The sequence below is a fragment of the Hydrogenophaga sp. genome, from assembly GCF_051860785.1.
Classification (GTDB): Bacteria; Pseudomonadota; Gammaproteobacteria; order Burkholderiales; family Burkholderiaceae_C; genus Hydrogenophaga.
On the sequence record NZ_JBIMLB010000019.1, the window covers coordinates 69,372 to 87,980 of the forward strand.

Annotated in this window: 18 protein-coding genes and 4 pseudogenes; 7 read left to right on the forward strand and 15 right to left on the reverse strand. The window is 69.2% G+C overall.

Features of this window, described 5'->3' with window-relative positions; genetic code table 11:
- Both ACTIF6_RS20760 and ACTIF6_RS20765 read left to right on the forward strand, forming a co-directional pair.
- A pseudogene (locus ACTIF6_RS20760) lies at positions 1 to 177 on the forward strand (transposase); the annotation flags it as partial.
- A gap of 14 nt (positions 178 to 191) precedes the next feature.
- Positions 192 to 701: a site-specific integrase gene (locus tag ACTIF6_RS20765; protein ID WP_371133054.1), complete on the forward strand. Its 510-nt coding sequence runs from the start codon at positions 192 to 194 to the stop codon at positions 699 to 701.
- A 146-nt stretch (positions 702 to 847) separates the two neighbouring features.
- On the opposite strand, the pseudogene ACTIF6_RS20770 reads toward ACTIF6_RS20765, so the two are convergent.
- A pseudogene (locus ACTIF6_RS20770) lies at positions 848 to 1,327 on the reverse strand (acetaldehyde dehydrogenase (acetylating)); the annotation flags it as partial.
- An 8-nt stretch (positions 1,328 to 1,335) separates the two neighbouring features.
- Between ACTIF6_RS20770 and ACTIF6_RS20775 the strand changes: the two are divergent.
- From ACTIF6_RS20775 to fba, 5 genes and pseudogenes are all read left to right on the forward strand, one after another.
- Positions 1,336 to 1,617: a thermonuclease family protein gene (locus ACTIF6_RS20775; RefSeq protein WP_182120518.1), complete on the forward strand. Its 282-nt coding sequence runs from the start codon at positions 1,336 to 1,338 to the stop codon at positions 1,615 to 1,617.
- 41 nt (positions 1,618 to 1,658) lie between these two features.
- Positions 1,659 to 1,817, forward strand: coding sequence for a hypothetical protein (locus ACTIF6_RS20780; protein WP_371133055.1), 159 nt, complete (start codon positions 1,659 to 1,661; stop codon positions 1,815 to 1,817).
- A gap of 36 nt (positions 1,818 to 1,853) precedes the next feature.
- Positions 1,854 to 2,666: pseudogene (locus ACTIF6_RS20785) on the forward strand (type I glyceraldehyde-3-phosphate dehydrogenase); the annotation flags it as partial.
- A 39-nt stretch (positions 2,667 to 2,705) separates the two neighbouring features.
- Positions 2,706 to 3,221: pseudogene (pgk, locus tag ACTIF6_RS20790) on the forward strand (phosphoglycerate kinase); the annotation flags it as partial.
- 2 nt (positions 3,222 to 3,223) lie between these two features.
- Positions 3,224 to 4,129: a class II fructose-bisphosphate aldolase gene (gene fba, locus ACTIF6_RS20795; RefSeq protein WP_246331037.1), complete on the forward strand. Its 906-nt coding sequence runs from the start codon at positions 3,224 to 3,226 to the stop codon at positions 4,127 to 4,129.
- On the opposite strand, the gene ACTIF6_RS20800 is transcribed toward fba, so the two are convergent.
- From ACTIF6_RS20800 to hybE, 14 genes are all read right to left on the reverse strand, one after another.
- Positions 4,120 to 5,466, reverse strand: a complete 1,347-nt coding sequence (locus ACTIF6_RS20800) for a sensor histidine kinase (RefSeq protein WP_182120520.1) — start codon at positions 5,464 to 5,466, stop codon at positions 4,120 to 4,122. The two genes, fba and ACTIF6_RS20800, sit on opposite strands and share 10 nt — an antisense overlap.
- Before the next feature lie 148 nt (positions 5,467 to 5,614).
- A complete protein-coding gene (locus tag ACTIF6_RS20805) occupies positions 5,615 to 7,072 on the reverse strand; it encodes a nickel-dependent hydrogenase large subunit (protein ID WP_182120521.1) in 1,458 nt (485 codons plus the stop codon).
- A complete protein-coding gene (locus ACTIF6_RS20810; protein ID WP_182120522.1) occupies positions 7,069 to 8,070 on the reverse strand; it encodes a HupU protein in 1,002 nt (333 codons plus the stop codon). The genes ACTIF6_RS20805 and ACTIF6_RS20810 overlap by 4 nt, the downstream gene beginning before the upstream one ends.
- A 1-nt stretch (position 8,071) precedes the next feature.
- Positions 8,072 to 9,514, reverse strand: a complete 1,443-nt coding sequence (locus ACTIF6_RS20815; RefSeq protein WP_291210716.1) for a sigma-54-dependent transcriptional regulator — start codon at positions 9,512 to 9,514, stop codon at positions 8,072 to 8,074.
- 8 nt (positions 9,515 to 9,522) lie between these two features.
- Positions 9,523 to 11,274 (reverse strand): enoyl-CoA hydratase-related protein, encoded by a 1,752-nt coding sequence (locus ACTIF6_RS20820; protein ID WP_291210719.1) that lies wholly within the window; start codon positions 11,272 to 11,274, stop codon positions 9,523 to 9,525.
- The gene (locus ACTIF6_RS20825; RefSeq protein ID WP_291210721.1) at positions 11,271 to 11,750 is read right to left on the reverse strand and encodes a hypothetical protein; all 480 of its coding nucleotides are present in this window, start codon (positions 11,748 to 11,750) and stop codon (positions 11,271 to 11,273) included. Before ACTIF6_RS20825 ends, ACTIF6_RS20820 begins: the two co-directional genes overlap by 4 nt.
- A 26-nt stretch (positions 11,751 to 11,776) precedes the next feature.
- A complete protein-coding gene (gene hypE, locus ACTIF6_RS20830; RefSeq protein WP_291210724.1) occupies positions 11,777 to 12,889 on the reverse strand; it encodes a hydrogenase expression/formation protein HypE in 1,113 nt (370 codons plus the stop codon).
- Positions 12,886 to 14,055, reverse strand: a complete 1,170-nt coding sequence (gene hypD, locus ACTIF6_RS20835; protein WP_291210727.1) for a hydrogenase formation protein HypD — start codon at positions 14,053 to 14,055, stop codon at positions 12,886 to 12,888. Before hypD ends, hypE begins: the two co-directional genes overlap by 4 nt.
- A complete protein-coding gene (locus tag ACTIF6_RS20840; RefSeq protein WP_182120526.1) occupies positions 14,052 to 14,300 on the reverse strand; it encodes a HypC/HybG/HupF family hydrogenase formation chaperone in 249 nt (82 codons plus the stop codon). Before ACTIF6_RS20840 ends, hypD begins: the two co-directional genes overlap by 4 nt.
- On the reverse strand, positions 14,291 to 15,436 hold the full coding sequence (locus ACTIF6_RS20845) for a Kae1-like domain-containing protein (RefSeq protein ID WP_182120527.1): 1,146 nt from the start codon (positions 15,434 to 15,436) through the stop codon (positions 14,291 to 14,293). Before ACTIF6_RS20845 ends, ACTIF6_RS20840 begins: the two co-directional genes overlap by 10 nt.
- A 13-nt stretch (positions 15,437 to 15,449) precedes the next feature.
- Complete coding sequence (gene hypB, locus ACTIF6_RS20850; RefSeq protein ID WP_182120528.1) at positions 15,450 to 16,442, reverse strand: hydrogenase nickel incorporation protein HypB; 993 nt, start codon at positions 16,440 to 16,442, stop codon at positions 15,450 to 15,452.
- Positions 16,443 to 16,542: 100 nt separating this feature from the next.
- Entirely contained in the window at positions 16,543 to 16,884 is a 342-nt protein-coding gene (locus tag ACTIF6_RS20855) for a hydrogenase maturation nickel metallochaperone HypA/HybF (RefSeq protein ID WP_182120529.1), read from the reverse strand.
- Complete coding sequence (locus tag ACTIF6_RS20860; RefSeq protein ID WP_182120530.1) at positions 16,877 to 18,061, reverse strand: hydrogenase formation protein; 1,185 nt, start codon at positions 18,059 to 18,061, stop codon at positions 16,877 to 16,879. Before ACTIF6_RS20860 ends, ACTIF6_RS20855 begins: the two co-directional genes overlap by 8 nt.
- Positions 18,058 to 18,609 (reverse strand): [NiFe]-hydrogenase assembly chaperone HybE, encoded by a 552-nt coding sequence (hybE, locus tag ACTIF6_RS20865; protein ID WP_182120531.1) that lies wholly within the window; start codon positions 18,607 to 18,609, stop codon positions 18,058 to 18,060. Before hybE ends, ACTIF6_RS20860 begins: the two co-directional genes overlap by 4 nt.

Consider the following 18,609-nt stretch of genomic DNA (forward strand, 5'->3'; position numbering starts at 1 on the left):
CGCGGCACCTGCGAGAACACCAACGGGCTCATCCGTCAGTACTTACCCAAGGGCACCGGCCTCAGCGTCTTCATCTTCAGCCAGGCCGAACTCGATGACATTGCCGATAGCTTGAACACCAGACCGCGCGCTACGCACGGTTGGCATACTCCGATTCAGACCGTGGCCGAAGGCCTGGAATTGGGACATGGATGGCAAGCGCCAGCGGCGCAGCGCCTTCGCTTCGTGCTGGATTTCGCGTACGCGACGGGCCTACGCATCGGGGAATTGGTGGGGCCACGCTGGGGCAGATTGAGGTCGATGCGCATGGGGACGACGGGCTGCACCTGGTGGGCAAGGGCAGCAAACCCGGCAAAGTGGCGTTGCCGTCGCTGGCCCGTGCGGCGCTGTCTCGCTACCTGATGCAGCGCAAGTTGCCGATCACGCCGGCGCGCTGGGACCCGCGAGCGCCGCGCATTGGCAGCCTCGATCAGGAGGATGCAGCTGGCATCACTGCCTCACGGCAGTGGAGTGTTATGCGCCGTTTCTTCACGAAGGTGGCGGAAGTCGTCCAGGCGGACAATCCGTCCACGGCTGAGAAACTGCGGCGTGTCAGCCCGCACTGTATGCGCCACACCCATGCCACTTATGCGCTCGCGCTCGGGGCCAAACTTACCACCGTGCGGGACAACCTGCGGCATGCGTCGCCTGCACGGCGATGAGATCAAGCGGGCGCGCCAGAGGGTGGGCGCTCCTTCACGACGGCCGGGCCATGAACGCTTCGCCGAGCAGAAATTAGAACTAACAGTGACGATTGGCATAGCCGCCGTCCTTGATCTTCAGGCATGCCCAAGGGAAGACGGACCCCAGGCCCGATGCCGGGCGCGTTCAGCGGTGCGTGCGGCGGCACCACCTCGAACGGGACTTCTTGCATGAGGCGGTAGCCCGGCACGTAGGCACGCACGTCCGCCACCATGTCCAGAATGCATTTCTCCACCAACGCCTGGTCGACCAGTTCGGACAAACCGAACACGGTATCGCGCATGATCAACGGTGGCTCTGCCGTGTTGAGCACGATGATGGATTTGCCGCGTTCGGCCCTGCCGAGCTTCTCGATCACCGCGCGCGTGGTCTCCGTGAACTCATCAATGTTGGCCCGCGTTCCGGGGCCCTCCGACTTGCTCACGATCGATGCGACGATTTCGCCGTAGTGCACTTTCGAGACCCGTGAGGCGGCTGCCACGATCGGGATCGTCGCCTGCCCACCGCAGGTCACCATGTTTATGTTGTCGATGACTTGCACGCCGTGTGCCTGCAGCAATTCGTTGTGGCGCTTGTGGGCGCTGGAGCAACGACATGAAGACGCACTGTGGCCGGCGTGGAAGTTTTAGTGAGCCGCAAGCATCTGTCTTTTTGCAAGTGGGTGCCCTGCTGTGTTTGGTTGTAGCTGCCTCCGACGGTGACACCCTCAAGGCACGTTGCGGGGAGCCCGGCGCTTACGAAAAGATCACCATCCGCATCAGTGCCATTGATGCGCTTGAGAAAGCCCAGGACTTCGGGAGCGTCTCTCGCCAGCACCTCGCGTCCCTGTGCTTTCAGCAGATTGCCAAGATCACTCCGAAACGCACCGACCGGTAGAAGCGCACGATCGCCGATGTCGCTTGCAAGGACGAGGACGTGTGCGAGGGTTCGTCGGCGATTCGTCCATCGACGTCGCCACGGCGCGCAACGCCGGTGTCTGCGTATGGGCACTGCCCTATGGCTACAACATGGGCGACCCCATCGCCGCGTGTGCGCCCGACCACGTCAGTGAAGACATCTCAGCCCTGTTGCACTGATTCCCTTTCCGCCCCACGCCCCACGCCCCACGCCCCATGACACAGACCACACCGCTCAAGATCGGCATCAACGGCTTCGGCCGCATCTGGCGCAACGTGCCGCGCAGCGCCATTGAGAACTTCCAGGATATCGAAGTGGTGGCCATCAACGACCTGCTCGAGCCCGACTACCTGGCCTACATGCTGCAGTACGACAGCGTGCACGGCCGCTTCAAGGGCACGGTCTCGGTCGAGGGCAACACCCTGATCGTCAACGGCAAGAAGATCCGCCTCACGCAAGAGCGCGATCCCTCGAGTCTGAAGTGGAATGAAGTCGGCGCCGACGTCGTCATTGAATCCACCAGCCTGTTCCTCGACAAGGTCACGGCCCAGAAACACCTGGACGCCGGCGCGAAGAAGGTCATCCTCTCGGCTCCCTCCAAGGACGACACCCCCATGTTCGTCTTCGGCGTCAACAACAAGACCTACAAGGGCGAGGCCATCATCTCCAACGCTTCGTGCACCACCAACTGCCTGGCGCCGATTGCCAAGGTGCTCAACGACAAGTGGGGCATCAAGCGCGGCCTGATGACCACCGTGCACGCGGCCACCGCCACCCAGAAGACCGTGGACGGCCCGAGCAACAAGGACTGGCGCGGCGGGCGCGGCATCCTGGAGAACATCATCCCCAGCAGCACCGGCGCGGCCAAGGCCGTGGGCGTGGTGATCCCCGAGCTGAACAAGAAGCTCACCGGCATGAGCTTCCGCGTGCCCACCAGCGACGTCTCGGTGGTGGACCTGACGGTGGAGCTGGAAACCGAAGCCAGCTACGACGAGATCAAGGCGGAGATGAAGGCCCAGTCCGAAGGACAAGTGCCTTGAGATGGTGCGCGTCGTGGGCGCCCGATCATGACGGCCTTGCGCTTCAGCGATGTGTGCGCGAGCGGTTTTTCGCTCGCCACGCGCGTCTTCATCCGCGCCGACCTGAACGTGCCGCAGGACGACACGGGGCGCATCACCGAGGACACCCGCATCCGCGCCAGCATCCCGGCGATCCAGATGGCGCTGGACGCGGGCGCGGCCGTCATGGTCACCAGCCACCTGGGCCGGCCCACCGAAGGCGCGTTCAAGCCCGAGGACTCGCTGCAGCCGGTGGCCGCGCGCCTGGCCGCGTTGATGGACCGCCCGGTGCGCCTCGTCGCCGACTGGGTTGACGGTGATTTTTCGGTGGCTCCCGGCGAGGTGGTGCTGCTGGAAAACTGCCGCCTGAACGTGGGCGAGAAGAAGAACAGCCCCGAACTCGCGAAGAAGCTCGGCGCCCTGTGCGACATCTTTGTGCACGACGCCTTCGGCACCTCGCACCGCGCCGAGGGCACCACCTACGGCATCGCCGAGTCCGCGCCCGTGGCCTGCGCCGGCCCGCTGCGGTGATCCTGCAGGCCTCGGCCGGCGCTCGCAAGTACGCGGGCGAGGCCTACCTGCGCCACATGGTGCTGGCCGCCGTGGAAGCCCACCCCGACCTGCCCGTGGTGCTGCACCAGGACCATGGCACCACGCCTGCGGTGTGCATGCAGTCGATCCACTCGGGCTTCACCAGCGTGATGATGGACGGCTCGCTGCGCGAGGACGGCAAGACCCCCGCGAGCTACGACTACAACCTGGAGGTCACGCGCCGCGTCTGCGACATGGCGCACGCCGTGGGCGTGTCGGTGGAAGGCGAACTGGGCTGCCTGGGCTCGCTGGAAACCGGCGAGGCGGGCGAAGAGGACGGCGTGGGCGCCGCGGGCACGCTGACGCACGACATGATGCTGACCGACCCCGAGCAGGCGGCCGACTTCGTGCAGCGCACCGGCGTGGACGCACTGGCCATCGCCATCGGCACCAGCCACGGCGCCTACAAGTTCACCCGGCAACCCACCGGCGACATCCTGGCCATCGACCGCATCGCGGCCATCCACGCCAGGGTGCCCAACACCCACCTGGTGATGCACGGCAGCTCCAGCGTGCCGCAGGAATGGCTGGCCATCATCCGCGAGCACGGCGGCGACATCAAGGAAACCTACGGCGTGCCGGTGGAGGAAATCCGCCGCGGCATCCGCAACGGCGTGCGCAAGGTGAACATCGACACCGACATCCGCCTGGCCATGACCGGCGCCATGCGCCAGACCTTCGCCCGGGAGCGCAGCGAGTTCGACCCGCGCAAGGCGCTGATGGCGGCCAGGAAGGCCGCGCGCGCGATCTGCCAGCAGCGCTTCGAGGCCTTCGGCAGCGCGGGACAGGCGGGCCGGATGAAGGCGGTGTCGCTGGACACCATGGCCGCCAGCTACGCCTGAGGCAGTTCCAGCAGGAACTCGGCCCCGCCCCCGGCGGCGTTGCGCGCGCTCAGTCGCCCGCCATGCTGCTCGACGATGCCGTAGCTGATCGACAGCCCCAGGCCCGTGCCCTTGCCCACCGGCTTGGTGGTGAAGAAGGGGTCGAAGATGCGCAGCAGGTGCTCGGGTGCAATGCCCGGGCCGTTGTCGCGCAGCGCCACGCGCACCTGGCCGTCGGCGACCTCCACCGACACCCAGACGCGGGGCGAGGGGCTGTGGCCCACCGCGTCGAAGCCGTTCTGCAGCAGGTTCATCATCACCTGCTGCAACTGGCCCGCGCTGCCCATCACCATGCACTGCCCGCCCGGCTGCCAGCGCACCTCCACCGGCGTGGCGCGGCCTTTTTGCACCCAGTGGATCGCTCGCTCGATCACCTCGATCAGGTTGACCGGCTTGCGTTCCTCCGGGTCCATGGCGGAGAAGCGCTTGAGCCCGTGCACGATGTCGGCGGTGCGCTGCGCGCCTTCGAGCGTGCCCTCGATCAGCGACGGCAGGTCGCCCATGAGGTGTTCGATGCGCAGCATCTGGCGCAGCGCCTGCAGCACCGGCTCGGGCTCGTGCGCGTGCGCGTGCGCGTGCACGGCGGTTATGTAGGTCTGTAGCCGGTCGCAGTACTTGCGCAGCGCATGCACGTTGCCCAGCACGAAGCTGATCGGGTTGTTGAGTTCGTGCGCCACGCCGGCCACGAGCTGGCCCAGCGAGGCCATCTTTTCCGAATGCAGCAGCTGCTGCTGGGTGCGCTTCAGGGCCTCGTGGGCGGCGCGCATCTCGTGGTACGCGCGCTTGAGCTCGGCCGTGGGCCGCCCGACCCAGACCGTGCCCACGCGCCGCCCGTTGCCGCCGATGCGCGGCGTGCAGTTGGCGTCCACCGACACCGCCTGGCCCTGCCGGTCCAGCAGGTTGAGTTCGATCGCCTCGCCCGCGCGCGGCGCGTCGGCCTTATCCATGGCCGCGCGCGCCAGTGCCACGCTGGACGCGTCGGCCAGCAGCGCGTACAGCTGCGTGCCGCGCAACTGGTCCTCGGGCCGTCCGGCCAGCTCGCACAGCGCGGCGTTGGCCTGCTCGATCAGGCCGTTCGCGTCGCACACAACCAGCACGTCCGACATCGAGGTCAGCACGCTGAAAATGAACTGCTGCGACTGCTCCAGCTCGGCGTTCTTTTTCTCCAGCTCCACCTCGTCGTCGATCAGCCGGGTGTAGACCTCGTCCATCTTCTGGATGACGTCCATCCAGGTGGACTCGTCCACACCCTCCATGGGCGCGGCGGGCAGGGGGATACGGGAGTGCTTTTCGTTCATCTGGACACTCCAGCGCGGCCCTCACCCCAACCCTCTCCCAGAGAGAGAGGGGGCAAGACGGCCCAAGATGCCATCCCCCCTCCAAGCGCCGAAGGCGCGCCAGAGAGGGGGGAAGCCGCGAAGCGGCGCAGAGGGGGGGCCATGCCCATCAGTGCACCGTGCAGACCATGCAAGGGTCGAACGAGCGCACGATGTGCTGCACGGCCACCGGCGTCTTCTCGCCCTCACGCACCGGTGCGCCGACCAGGGCCTGCTCCAGCGCGCCGGGCGTGCCGGCGGCGTCGCGCGGCGAGAAGTTCCAGCTCGTGGGCGCGACGATCTGGTAGTTGGCGATGCGCCCGCGCTGCACCACGACCCAGTGCCCCAGGCTGCCGCGCGCCGCTTCCGACAGGCCGATGCCGCTGCCTTCGGCGGGCAGGTCGGACGGCACGCAGAAGGGCTCGGTGGGCCGCAGCGCGCGCAGCCAGTCTTCCATCAGCGGCACCACGCGCGCAAGTTCGAGCAGGCGCGCCAGCACGCGCGTGTAGACCGTGCCGCCGTGCCGCGCCACCGCATCGCGCACCAGCGGGTGGCCGGCCGCGAGCTGGCGTGCGATGGCACCGGTCTCGACCACCTCGCCGGCCAGCCGCGGCGCCTTGTTCCAGGTGTAGCCGCGCGCCTTGTCGGGGTCGGGTCGGGTCTGGCCCACCAGCGGGTGCAAGGGGCCACCGGCGTCAGCCAGCCATGCGTGGGTGGCGTCTTCGGTGATCGCGACCGCGTCCACCGCGTCCAGCCGCGCCGCATCGGCGCGCCACAGCCCGCCGGGCAGGGCGAAGCCGCCTTCGGGCTGAGCATAGGCGCCGTAGCTCAGGTAACGGCCCGGGCCGGGGCCCAGGGCCTGCAAATGCAGGTCGCGCATCAGGGTGAGGAAGATGCGCAGGTCACCCCCCAGCGGGTCCCGCGCATGCCAGTCCCACAACGCGTCCTCGCTCTCGATGCCGATGATGGCCTCCAGCGGTGCGCCGAACAGCTGGCGCTCCAAGAACGATCGGAACTCGCGCACGCGCGCGAGCAGGCGCACGCGCTCGGCCGCGTCGATCGGCCGCGTGGAGCCGCCCGGCTCGATGGACTGCGTGTGCGGCCACTTGCCGCCCAGCGTGCCCATGAGGGTGAGCCAGCGCTGGCGCGCCGCCGTGGCCGCGCGCACCTGCTCGCCGTGGTTCGGCGCGAAGCGGCGCACCGCCTCGGCGTGCCAGGCATGGGCCGCGTACACCGGGCGCGTGAAGTCCGGCATGAAGAACAGGTAGAAGTGCGTGAGGTGGTCGGCCAGGTTTTCCGTGGCCAGGATCACGTTGGTCGCGTGCTGGCCGTTGGCCGGCATCTCAATGCCGCCGAGGTGGGCTAGCGCGCGCGCCGACGCCACCGACTGCGACACCGAGCAGATGCCGCAGATGCGCGGCACGTAGACCAGCGCATCGTGCGGCGCCTTGCCCTGCAGGATCTGCTCGAAACCGCGGTACATGGTGGCATTAACCTGCGCCGAGGCCACGCGGCCATCCTGCACGTCGAGCTGCACCTCCAGGTCGCCCTCGACACGGTTGAACGGACCGACAAGTAGGCGGCTCATTTGAGGGGGGTTTTGCGAACGGCGGGTTTGACCACCAGGTGGTCGGACACCGCGTTCTGTTTGACCCGTTTGGGCGTCGCGCTCTTGGACAGGGAGGCCAGCGCGACGAACCAGGCCTTGGGCATATCGGTCGGCAGGCCGATGGGGATGCCCGCGAGCTTGGGCGTCTGGTGGAACGGGTGGCCGGGCTCCTGGAAGCCGGGCTCGGTGCAGGCGATGCAGGCGTAGCCACCTCGCGTGCAGGAGCCCTCGCCGTTCCAAAGGCGGGTGTTGCAGTCCGCATGCACCTGGGTGCCCTTGCAACCCATGTGCTCCATCATGCAGCCCAGGTCCGACGGTTTCTCGGCGCTGGCCTTGAACTCGTAATACTCGTTGCGCGTGCAGCCGTGGTGCACCAGCTGGTCGGCGTAGAAACGCGGCCGGTTCAGCGGGTCGAGATCGCTGGCGGCAAAGGTGTCCGCGGCCAGTGCCATCAGCGTGTCGATCACCCAGCTCGGGTGCGTCGGGCAGCCGGCGACGTTGATGACCGGCAGGCCGTTGCTGGACCGGAAGGGCGCGCCCAGCAGGCCGCCGGGCTCGTCGTCCTGGTACTGCAGGCCGCAGGCATCGGTGGGGTTGTCACCCCCGGCGGTGATGCCACCCCAGGCCGCGCAGCTGCCCACCGCCACCACGTGCCGTGCGCGCGCACTGAGCCGGCGCACCCACTCGATCATGGGCAGTTGGGTGCCGGCCAGCATGTGAAAACGGCCGGTGCCGTTCGGCCCGCGCAGCAGCGAACCTTCCACGCACAGGGCGTCGAGCCGGAGGCGGCCCTCCAGCACGGCATTGAGCAGGTCCAGCAACTCGTCGCCGCTCTCCATCGACAGCGAGGGGTGCCACAGCAGGTGGATGCCGGCGTCGCGCAGGTGGCCTTGGAAATCGGGCGTGTCCGCGCAAAGCAGCGACATGCTGCAGCCGCCGCAACCGCCGCTCTGCAACCACAACACGTTCAAGGGCATGTCATTTCTCCAGGCCGAGACGTTGCATTTTGCCGCGCAGGCCGACGCGAGACAGGCCCAGTTCCTGCGCCACCCGCGTCTTGTTCCAGCGCTGGCGCTGCAGCGTCTCGCGCAGCACCATGGCCTCGATCACATCCAGCCGCTGCGCAAGTGTACCGTGGGCGGGCAGGGCGGCCTGCAGATCGCCGCTGCCCTGGCCGTGGCCTTGCAGCACGCGGCTGGAAAACGACGCGGCCTGCAGCTCGGGACCGTCCTGCAAGGCCAGCGCGCGGGCGATTTCGTTGCGCAGCTCGCGGATGTTGCCCGGCCAGGGGTAGCTCACGAGGCAGGCGAGCGTGTCGTCGGGCAGCGTCGCACCGGGGTGGCCGAGTTCGCTGGCCACGTCCTGCACCAACTGGCGCGCGATGGGCGCGATGTCGGCCACGCGCTCGCGCAGGGGCGGCACGGTGATGGTGATGCCGGCGATGCGGTAGTACAGGTCTTCGCGGAACAGGCCGTCGCGCACGCGCTGCTCGAGCTGGCGGTGGGTGGCGGCGATCACGCGCACGTCCACCGGCTCCGGCCGAACGCCGCCCACCGGCCGCACCTCGCCCTCTTGCAGCACACGCAGCAGCTTGACCTGAAAGGCCTGCGAGGTCTCGCCGATCTCGTCGAGGAACACCGTGCCGCGGTGCGCGCGCTGGAACAGGCCGGGGTGGTCTTCGTAGGCGCCGGTGAAGGCGCCGCGCTTGTGGCCGAACAGCTCGGACTCCAGCAGCGTGTCTGGAATGGCGGCGCAGTTCTCCACCACGAAGGGGCCGCTCAGGCGCGGCGAGGCGTAGTGGATCGCGCGCGCCATCAGTTCCTTGCCGGTGCCGGACTCGCCCAGCACCAGCACCGAGAGGTCGTAGCGCGCCACCCGGTGCGCCATGGCGCAGACCGCGTCGATCGGGCTGCCGGGCGCGCGCACGATGTGGTCGAAGCCGAAGCTGGCGCGCGCGCGGTCGATCTGGCGGGCGGTGCGCTGGCGCAGCACGCCGGTGCTGGTGCGCAGCTCCAGGTCGAGCCGGCTGGTCTGGCGCTGCAGGGCCTGCGCCTCCACCGCGTTGCGCACCGAGTCCAGCAGATGGTCGGGCGCCCAGGGCTTGAGGATGTACTGGTAGATGCCGGCCTCGTTGATGCCGGCAATGATGTCTTCGCTGTCGGTGTAGCCCGAGATCACGATGCGCACCGCGTCGGGCCACTGTTCGCGCACTTCCTTGAGGAAGCTCACGCCGGTCATGCCGGGCATGCGCTGGTCGCACAGGATCACGCTCACCGGCTGGCGCTGCAGGAGGCCGCGCGCCTCGTCGGCGCTGCTGGCGGTGAACACGGTGAAATCCTCGTCGAGCGTGCGGCGCATCGCGTCCTGCGACCGCACCTCGTCATCCACCACCAGCACGGTGGGCAGGGCGTCGGGGGACAAATGGGATTTCAACGGTGCGTGGCCAGGTGTCGCGGCGTCCAGGCGTGCGGCTGCTTGTGCACGAAATGGTGGCGCGCCACGTGGTAGCTGGGATCGAAGCCGTAGAAGTTGCGGTGCATGCGCGCCAGTTCCTGTTCTCGGTGGTGGGCCAGCGGGCGGTGGGCTTCGTCGCGCTCGCGCGTGGCCTGCTTGGCCGCCAGCCTCTCAGGCAGATTGTAGGAGGCTGCAAGCGCCAGTGCGCGTTGTAAGCAGCGCGCTTCGAAGCCCGCGCGCGCCTGGTCGTCGCAAAGGTCGATCAAGCCCATGCGCGCGGCCTCGCCGGCCAGCAGCGGCAGGCGCTGCGCCATCAGCGCCTTCGCGCCGGCCTCGCCCAGGCGGCGCGGCAGCAGGTAGGTCCAGTACTCGGAGCCGTACAGGTTGCCCATGTTCTTGTAGTGCGGGTTGAGCACCACGCCCGCGTGCGCCCACATCGCGTCGGCCGCGAGCGCGAGGAATGCGCCACCGGCGCCAGCGTTGCCGCGCAGCACGCTCACGGTGAGCCGGTCGGTGGTTTCCAGCACGGCCAGGGCGGCGTCGTTCATGGCCTGGATGTTGCGCCACGAGGCGTCGGCCGCGCTGTCGCCCGGCCGGTGGGCCGCGGCCTCGATGCTGTTGAGGTCGATGCCGTTGCTGAAGAAGTCCGCGCCACCGAGCAGCAACAGCACCCGGGTCGGCCGCTCGCGCACCGCCAGCAGGGCGGCGCGCAGGCGCTCGCAGCGGTCGGTGGACATGGCGCCGTTGTAGAAGTCGAACGCCAGGCAGCCCACGCGCGCGCCCTCGGGGCCGTGTTCGGTGTAGCGCAGCTCGCCCCACTCGTCCTCGGGCCGATCCAGCGGCGCGGGGTTGTCGGGCAGCGCGGCGGCTTGGGCGGCGAAGGCCTGGGCCGCCACCTGCTTGAAGCCGACCCGGCTCGGGTCGGCTTCGAGCGCCGCGGTGCGCCGCACGTGGCCGATCCACACGCCGCCGTCGCGCGTGCGGCGCAGCAGCGCGCCATCGCGCACCGCCAGCACCCGGCCCGGTTCGGCACCGGCAAACCCGGCCATCAGCGCGGCGCTGGCGGCGTGGCCGTCCATCAGGTGGCAGGCCTGGCCCCACAGCGCATCGAGCACGCCGGGCTGGCCGTCGGCGCAGCGCAGCCGCGCCAGCACCTCGGCCGTGCTGTGGCTTGCCCAGTCGATGGCGCGCTCGTCCTGGCGCATGGCGGGCCGCCAGCGCGCGGGGGGCGGCGGGCCGGCTTCGCGATCACCCTGCGCGAAGCGCTGCACCGCTTGCAGCGTGGCCTGCAGCGCGGCCTGCGTGACCTCGCCGCGGTACAGGCTGCCCTTGCTGGCCGGGCGCATGGGGAAGGCCGCATGCGCCCACACCGGGCCGGCATCGAAGTCGCCGGTGGCCTGCAGCACGGTCACGCCCCAGGTGCTTTCGCCTTGCAGCACGGCCCAGTCCAGCGCCGAGGGGCCCTGGTCGCCCGGCGGGCCGGGGTGCACCACCAGGCAGGGCAGGCGCTGCCACACCGTGGCCGGGATGCGGCGCTTGAGGAAGGGCGCGAGCAGCAGGTCGGGCCGGAACAGCGCGACCGCTTCCTCGGTCACGCGGTCGTTGATGTCGAGCTCCACGCTCACCGTGTGGCCGCGCGCGCGCAGCTCGGCGAACAGCCGCTGCGCCAGGCTGTTGAAGCTGTGGCACAGCAGCAGGATGCGAAGGCCCTGGGACACGGTGTTCACGGTGGCGGCCGAAGCCCCTGCAGTTCGCGTGCGGCCTGCTTGCGGCCCATGTAGATGGCGAGCTTGGATTCGATGTCGTCGAGTGCCTGGTTGAACTCGGCCGCCGTGCGCGCGGCGCGCAGGGCCTGGGCGACGGTGCCGGTGTCGGGGCCGAAGTGAGGCTTCAGGCGGGCCAGCACCTGGCGGCGCAGCGCGTCGAGTTCGGGCACGGGTGGCGCGGGCGGCGGCGGTGCCACCGCGGGGGGAGGCGGTGGGGGGGGAGGAGGCGTCGGCGCCACCACCTCGATCAGGCCGAGCGCGAGCAGCTGGCGCAGGTGTTCGCGCATATCGGGCAGGCCGCGCGCGGCCAGCGCCGCCACCGTGTCCTGGCTGTTCACCATGATCAGCACCGAGCGCGCCGCCGCCTGCAGGCCGGCCGAGCGCTGCGCGATCTCAGCGCGGCCGCGCTCGGTTTTCTGGAACACGGGGTCGGGCATGCGTTCCTCCGGTGTGGGGTGCCGCGTCAGCAAATGCGTGGGAGCTGCTCGCCGCTGAGCCAGTCCACCACGCGGCGGCCGCCGAAGCGCGTGGCCATCTGCACAAAGTGGTGCGGGTCGGCCGTCACCGCGCCGATGCGCGCGGCATCGGTGCCCAGCGGGTGCGCGCGCATCGCGGCCAGCACCGCGTCGGCCGCCTCCGGTGCACACACCGCGACCAGCTTGCCCTCGTTGGCCACGTACAGGGGATCGAGCCCGAGCAGCTCGCAGGCGGCGTCCACCTGCGCGCGCACCGGAATGGCGGCCTCCTGCAGCAGCATGCCCACGCCCGACTGGCGCGCGATCTCGTTGAGCGTGGTGGCCAGGCCGCCGCGCGTGGGGTCGCGCAGCACGCGCACCGCGCCGGGCGCGGCCGCCAGCAAGGCCGCCACCAGGGTGTGCAGCGCGGCGGTGTCGCTCTGGATCGTGGTCTCGAAGGCCAGCGACTCGCGCTGCGACAGCACCGCCACGCCGTGGTCGCCGATGCTGCCGGAGAGCAGCAGCACGTCGCCGGGGCGCGCATGGCGCCCGCTGATTTGCACGCCCGGCGGCAGCACGCCCACGCCGGTGGTGCTGATGAACACGCCGTCGCCCTTGCCCCGCTCCACCACCTTGGTGTCGCCGGTCACCACCGGCACACCGGCCTGGCGCGCCGCAGCCGCCATGGACTTGACGATGCGCTGCAGCTCGATCAGCGGGAAGCCTTCTTCGATGATGAAGCTCGCGCTCAGGTACAGCGGCTGCGCGCCCATCATCGCCACGTCGTTCACCGTGCCGTGCACCGACAGGCAGCCGATGTCGCCGCCGGGAAAAAACAGCGGAGAGATCACATGCCCGTCGGTCGCCATGACAAGGCGACCGTGAGCCGGGTCGAACGCAGGCAGCGCCAGCACCGCAGCGTCGTCGCCCTGGCGCAGGAACTCATTGTCGAAGGCGGCGAGGAACAGCTCCTCGATCAGCTGCGCCGCGGCCTTGCCGCCCGCGCCGTGGCCCATGTCGATGCGGCCGTGTTTGATGTCCAGCGGACGGATGTAGTTCTTTTTCACCGGCTTGGGTGCGGGCGCCTCGCCAGCGGCGGATGGGTCGCTGTCGGCCCTCATGCGATGGTCACTGCGATGGCAGGGGTGGTGGCAGGGACAATGGGGATGTCGCGAAAACGGCCGTAGGTGTAGTGCGCGGCGCAGGCGCCTTCGCTCGACACCATGCAGGAGCCGACCGGGTTTTCCGGCGTGCAGACGGTGCCGAAGATCTTGCAGTCGGTCGGCTTCTTCACGCCGCGCAGAATGGCGCCGCACTCGCAGGCCTTGTTGTCGGCCACGGTCGTGTAGCTGAGGTCGAAACGGCGCTCGGCGTCAAAGGCGGCAAAGGCTTCACGGATCTTGAGCGCGCTGTAGGGCACCTCGCCCAGGCCGCGCCACTCGAAGCTCGGCCGCAGCTCGAACACCTCGGACACCAGGGCTTGGGCCTTCTGGTTGCCCTCGGGCGTGACGGCACGGGTGAATTCGTTTTCCACGTGGGCGCGGCCTTCGTTGACCTGACGCACCAGCATCAGGACAGCCTGCATCACGTCCAGCGGCTCAAAGCCGGCGATCACCACCGGTTTGCGGTACTCCTCGGCAAAGTGGTCGTAGGGCGCGGAGCCGATGACGATGCTCACGTGTGCCGGGCCGATGAAGCCGTCGATGGGCACGGTACCGAGTTGGCGCACTTCGGGCGATTCGAGGATGTGGGTGATGGCCGAGGGCGTGAGCACGTGGCAGCACAGCACACTGAGGTTGGCCAGGCCCTCGCGCGCCGCGTCGCGAATGGCGAGCGCCGTGGGCGGCGTGGTGGTTTCGAAACCGATGGCGAAGAACACCACCTCGCGCTGCGGGTTGGCCCGCGCGATGGCCATGGCGTCGGCGGCGGAATAGATCATGCGGATGTCGCCGCCGCGTGCCTTGGCCCTGATCAATGACAGGCTGTCCGACGCCGGCACGCGCATGGTGTCGCCGTAGGTGCAGACGATGGCATCGCGTTCCAGTGCGAGGCGGATCGCCAGGTCGATGCGGCCGATGGGCAGCACGCAGACCGGGCAGCCCGGGCCGTGGATCATGCGCACGTTGGGCGGCAGCAACTCAAGCACACCGTAGCGCTGAATAGCGTGGGTGTGACCACCACAAAACTCCATGAAGCTGTAGCTGCGCTCGGGATGGGCTTCGGCGGCGATGCGCGCGCCAATCTGGCGGGCGAGCTCGCCGTCGCGAAATTCGTCGATGTATTTCATGCGGGTGTCACAGGTGTGGGATCAGACGCGAACTGCGCGATTTCGGCGAACAGCGCCAGCGTGCTTCGCGCCTCCTCCGGGTCGATCACCCCAATGGCGTGGCCGACGTGCACGATCACGTAGTCGCCCACTTGCACATCGGCCACCAGGGCAATGGAAATTTCTTTGCGGATGCCCCCGAGGTTGACCACGGCCTGGTCGTTGGGGCGCAACTCGACCAGTTGGGCGGGAATGGCTAGGCACATGATTCGGCTTCCTTTGTCGAGATGTTCTGCGGCGTCGTCGCCATTTGTTGCGCCGCGACCCAGGCCTGGCCCAGCGCCAGACCGGCGTCGCCGCAGCCCTTGTCCAGCGGGCGGTGCACGCGCAGCCCAGTGGCCTGCAGGCGCTGCGTGAGGCGCTCGCGCAGCACGCGGTTGAAAAAGCAGCCGCCACCGAGGCACACACTGCGACAGCCGCGTTCGTTGGCGGCCCGCGTGGCCCAGTCGGCCAGGGCGTCGGCCAGCGCGAGGTGAAAGCCCGCAGCGGTGGCGTCCACGCCATCGGCGGTGGCTTCGAACAGCGCGGGCATGAGGCCGCGCAGGTCCAGGCGGTTCAGCGCGTCGATGACCGCGCCGGGCAGGGCTGTGGTGTGTGGGGTTTGCGCAAGCCAGCGCGCGGCGGCGGCTTCCAGCGCAATGGCGGCCTGTGCTTCATCGGTTTGGCGAACGCTCAGACCCAGCGCAGCGGCGGCCGCGTCGAACCAGCGCCCGGCGCTGCTGGTGGCCGGGCAGTTCAGGCCGCGCACCAGCATCTGCTGCACACCGGCGGCCACGGCCGCACCGACCTGCGGTGCAAAGCGTGGGGTGATCTGATCGCCATCGCCCATCGCGTGCAGCACGCTCGCGGCCATGCGCCAGGGCTCGCGCGCGGCGCGGTCGCTGCCCGGCAAAGCCAGCGGCATCAAGTGGCCCAGGCGTTGCCACCGTGCGCCGTCCACCCACAACAGTTCTCCGCCCCAGGCCTGCCCGTCTGTGCCCAGGCCCACGCCGTCGAGCGCCAGGCCGATGACCGGGCCTTCGATGCGGTGCTCGGCCACCACGGCGGCGATGTGCGCGTGGTGGTGCTGCACGCCCATGGCGGGCACACCGAGCGCGTGTGCGGTGGCGATGGCCAGCTGGGTGCTGAAAAAATCGGGATGCAGGTCGTGGGCGATGGCCTGCACCGGCGCGCCGACCGCAGCGGCCTGCTGCAGCAGCTCCTGCACCGATTGCTCCAGCGCCGCGCAGGCGGTCGGGTCACTCAGGTCGCCATGCACCGGCGACCAGTGCACCTGCCCGCGCAGCACCAGGCAGGCCGCATTCTTGAGCCAGGCGCCGACAGCGAGCACGGTGGTGGACATGACAAACCGTCCGTCAGGCGGCGGCGTCGGCGGGCAGCGCGGCTTTGGCGCGGGCCAGCTCTGCTTCGAGCCGCTGCACGCGCTCGCGCAAAACCGCTTCTTCGGAAGCTGGCTCGTCGTGGTGGTGATGCTGCGCGCCCATGGCGTGGTCCAGCCAGTGCAGCCAGGCGTCCATGCCTTCGCCGGTAGTGGCCGAGAGCTGGATGACTTCGATCGTCGGGTTCACGCGGCGCGCCAGCTCAATGCAGCGCGCGACGTCGAACTTCACGTGCGCCAGCAGGTCGATCTTGTTGAGCACCATGAGCGAAGAGGCGGCGAACATGTCGGGGTACTTGAGCGGTTTGTCCTCGCCCTCGGTCACCGAGAGAATGGCCACCTTGGCGGCTTCCCCCAGGTCCCACACGGCGGGGCAGACCAGATTGCCCACGTTTTCGATGAACAGCAGGCTGTGTTCGTCGTGGTGGTTGTGATCGTGCGAGTGCTCTTTTGCAGGGTCGTGGCCATGGTGATCGTGGCTGTGCAGTTGCGCGAAAGCTTGCGACACCATGGGCGCGTCGAGGTGGCAACCCTTACCAGTGTTGACCTGGATGGCGGGGGCGCCGGTGGCGCGGATGCGGTCGGCATCGAAACTGGTCTGCTGGTCGCCTTCGATCACGGCGAGGTGCAGATCAGGCGAGCGGGCCTTCAAGGCTTCGATGGTGGCGCAAAGCAGCGTGGTCTTGCCCGAACCGGGGCTGGACACCAGGTTGAGCGCGGTCACGCCGTGCGCTTCGAAATGCGCCCGGTTCTGCACCGCCACGCGGTTGTTGGCGCCCAGGATGTCGGTCTCCAGCTTGATGGCGCGCGCCTGGCTCATGCCGGGCACCGACACGCGGGCCGCACCGGTACCGAAGTGCAGGTCGCCGTTGGCAGGGTTCACCTGCACCACGCTGGCGTCGCCGGCCTGGGTCTGAACATGCCGGGCATGGGCCGGGCTGTTGTTACTGCATCCACACACAACACACATAGTCTGTCTCCTGTTCAATCGTGATGCTAGGCGCCGCAGACCGTCTGCGTTGCCCCAAGGGTTTTCTGGCGGTCGTGAAGCGGCACAGTGTGTTCCGTTTTCATTCCACCTGCATGTCCAGCACACGCAAGGCCATGCCGCCGGTGGGCTGGAGCTGGTAGCCACCGCAAAGGGGACAGGCGTCGCCGCGCTGGGCGATCTCCACCGTCTGCGCACAGCCCAGGCACCAGGCCTGACCGGGTGGTTCTTCGATGTCGATCTGGGCGCCTTCGAGCACGGTTCCTGGTGCCAAGCAATCCAGCGCAAAACGCAGGGCGCGCACATCCACCCCCGCGAGCTGCCCGGCCTCGATCCGCAGCGACAACAGACGGGAAAAACCGTCGCGTGCGGCGGTGCTTTCCACCAGCTGCAACACGCCACCGGCGAGGCTGGCCTCATGCATGTGGCAGCTCCTGCCCGGCGCGCACCGGGTGCGTCACGTCAAACGGCACGCAAGGGTCGAACGCCGCCATGAGCAGGCGCACGCGGCGCTCCACGGCGGCCGGTGGTTCGGCGGCGTCCAGCGCGGCGATGCGCTGCGCCACCACACCCTGCGGATGAAAATTCCACTCGGTCGGCGCGAGCACGCGGCAGGCAAGCACCCGCGCATCGCGCCCCGTGCTGTCGACCTCGACCTGGTGCACCAGCAGGCCACGCGCCATTTCCACCCAGGCCAGACCCTGGCGTGGCCCCGTGGCCAGCGAGCCGAAGGACAGCCAGCCCGCGCCGCTCTGGCCCGCTGCGTCGGGCAGGCACAGGCGGATCAGCTCGGCGACGCGGCTGCCCAGCAAGGCCCAGGGTGTGAGGGGTCGGTATGGCGTCGGATCGTTCAACCGGGTCCAGCTGCCGCTTTGGGCGCAGGCGCCGTGCCACTGCGGGCGCAAGGCAAAGCCGGGCTCAAGGGCCAGCGCCGCGGCCAGGGTGCGCTGGCCCGAGGCATCCGCATGGGCGCGCAGCGCGCTGGCTGGGTCCAGCGGCACGCCGTCGTCGATCTGGCGGGCGGCGCTGAGCAGTGGGGCCAGCCAGCCGTCGTGGCGGTGGCTCCAGTCCAGCAACCAGTCGGCGCCGCTGGTTTGCCAGGCGCCGTGCCAGGTGGTGGCGGGCTGGTGCAGCAGATGGTCTTGCAACCAGACGAGCGTGGCGTGCCAGGGATCGGCCAGCGCGCTGGCAGCGGGGGCCAGCAGTGGGCAGGCCCTGAGCGCGGCCTGTGCCTGGGCTGCCAGCAACTCATCGCCATCGTTGGCCAGCAGGCGCGGCCAGTCCAGCCCGATGCGGCGGATGTGTTCCTGCGCGGTCTCGGTGCGCAGGCGCTGAGCCACCTGTTGCGGCGCAGGGAGCAGACCCGGCGCCGCCGCTTCGATGGCGAGCTGCGAGCACAGGCGGTGCGCGTGGCCGCAGAGATTGAACAGGCTGGCCATGAGGCCGGGCACGGCGTTCACGGCCTGCGCCCGGGCCAGGCGCGGCGCCCAGTCCTGGCGGCTGCTTTGCAGGGCCATGGGCGTCGCCACACCGGGTGCCACGCGCAGGGCACCGGCCAGCTGCGACAGGCCGGTTGACCCGGTCAGACCGAGCGCGTTCACGACGTCGCCCCGGTGTCCGGCCGACGGGCCAGGAAAAAGGCCCGCCGCGATGGCAGCGGCTCGGCCACGGGCGCTCGGGTCGGCTCAGGCACGGGTGCCGGTCTGACCAGGGCCAGCGAAGCCAGTGCGGTCTCGCGCGCCAGGTCCTGGCTGGTGAAGCCGTTCATGGGGGAAAACAGCGCGCAAGTCTCGTGGTAGCCGATGGCAGGGTCGTGCCCACCGATGAATTCAAATCGTTCGCTGCCAAAGTCGCGCACGGCTTTGCGGCCCACGCGGTTGCCGTGCGGCCCATTCACCGACGGCAGGCGCAGCAGGCTCATGAACCAGGGGGTGATCAGCACACCCTCGGCCACCTGTGGGTCGCCTGACTCGACCGGATTCGCCCATTCGAACCCCACCGCCTCGACCTGCAACGCCGGGTTCAGCAAAGGAATGCCCTGCATGCGCTCGGTCTGAACGTGACGGTAGAAATTCACAAGGCTCTGCACGCGTTCGGCCAGTTGGGCGGGCGCCGCTGAGGGGGTGTCCATGAGGGTGAGCGGGCTCAT